Here is a 1681-nt window from a genome sequence, read left to right on the forward strand (position 1 = left end):
CTCCCCGTCCGCGCCGGCGTCCGCGACGTCGCCGGTGGCGGTGCCCGCGACGCTTCCCGTCGCGCCGACCGCGGCGCCGTCCGAGCCGGCAGCCGCGTCCCCGTCCGAGGCCGTGCCCGCGTCGCCGTCCGGGGCGGTGCCCACGTCGCCGTCCGCGCCGCCGTCCGTCGCGGTGTCCGCACCGGCGTCCGTCGCGGTGCCCGCGCCGGGGCCCACCCCGGCGGCTGCCGCGGGGGTGTCCGCCGGAGCGGCGTCCGCCGCTGCGCTCTCTGCCGGGCCGTGCTGCGTGCCGTCGGCCGTCGCGGGCGCGGGGTCGGCCGCTCGTGGTCCGGTGCCCGGCGTGGTGTCGCCGCCCTGCGGGCCCGGCGCGGGCGCCGCACCACCGGGCGCCGCCTCCGCTGTCAGCGGGGAGGGGCTGCCCACCGCCCACCAGGCGACCAGGCCCAGCACCACGGCGGTCGCCACGGTGGTGGGGCCGCCGATGTCCGCGAAGACGAAGGTGACGGCCAGCCAGATCATCAGCCCCGTGGCGAGCAGCCCGACGTCCGGCACGCCCGGCCGGGGCGTGAGGAGGCCCAGCGGCCCGACGCCGCCGAGCAGCCCGCACCGCGCGCTGCCGGCCGTCCCCTCGCGGGCCGTCCGCCGGGCGGCACGGACCCGCAGCAGACAGCCGGCCAGCAGCACCGCCCAGCCGCCGATCAGCGCGGTGGCGCCGACCAGCCCCTGTTCACCGAGGACCAGCAGGTACATGTTGTGGGGGGACTCCAGCGCCTGCCGCTGGAACTCGGCACCGGCGCCCGCGGTGTCGCTCCCCGCCGACAGCGCCACCGAGGCGTGGACGTCGCGGTGCTCGGGGAACCCCTTGAGTCCGACGCCGGTCCAGGGCTCCTCCCGCCACATCGACCGCGCCGCGTCCCACATCGCGTACCGGTCCACCACCGACTGGTCGGGGGTGCCGGTCACCTGGCCGATGCTGGTGAGCCGGTCGGCGAGCTGATCGGAGAGCGTGACGGCCGTGCCGCCCGCCAGGAGTGCCAGGGCGCAGAGCGCCGTCACCGCACGCCGGGTGAGGGCGCCGGAAAGGAGGACGACGGCGGCGCAGGCGACCGCCGCGGCGATCCACGCGCCCCGGCTGAACGACACCGCCAACGCGAGCAGCAGCCAACCGGCGCAGCAGACGGCCGCCGGCCGCCACCAGCGCGGGGCGCCGGGTGGCGGCGACAGCGCAGCGCAGACGGCCACGAGCAGGCCGAAGCAGACGACGGTCGACATGCCCATCACGTTGAGGGGGCCGAAAGTGCCGACGGCGCGGATGTCCTCCCCCATGTAGGAGGCGCCGGTGCCGGTCGCGTACTGCACGATCCCGAGCGAGCCCTGCACCACTGCGAGGGCGAGGAACGCCCCGGCGACCGCGCGGACGTCCCGCCGGTCCCGGACCAGCACCACCACCGCCAACGGGACCAGCACGAAGACCTGGAGGTACCGCACCCAGCCGACCAGCGCCGCGGGGTGCCCCGTGGAGGCCAGGTGGACGACGCCGAGCGCCAGCACCGCAGCGGCGAAGACGGCCACCCCCGGCGCCCCGAGCGCCGGGCGGCGCCCGCGCACCAGCGCGACGACCGCCGCGGCCACGAGGAGCAGCGACGCGACGTCGGCGGCGACCAGCCGGCCGCCTCCCGCC

The 1681-nt window shown here is 78.6% G+C and carries 1 protein-coding gene; it reads right to left on the bottom strand.

All coding sequences use genetic code 11. The features are described from left to right. The coding region (locus HCN56_RS25430) for an O-antigen ligase family protein (RefSeq protein WP_245247032.1) at positions 1-1681 on the bottom strand (1681 nt) is incomplete at both ends.

It is taken from the genome of Streptomyces lonarensis, assembly GCF_012033735.1.
Lineage (GTDB): Bacteria > Actinomycetota > Actinomycetes > Streptomycetales > Streptomycetaceae > Streptomyces > Streptomyces lonarensis.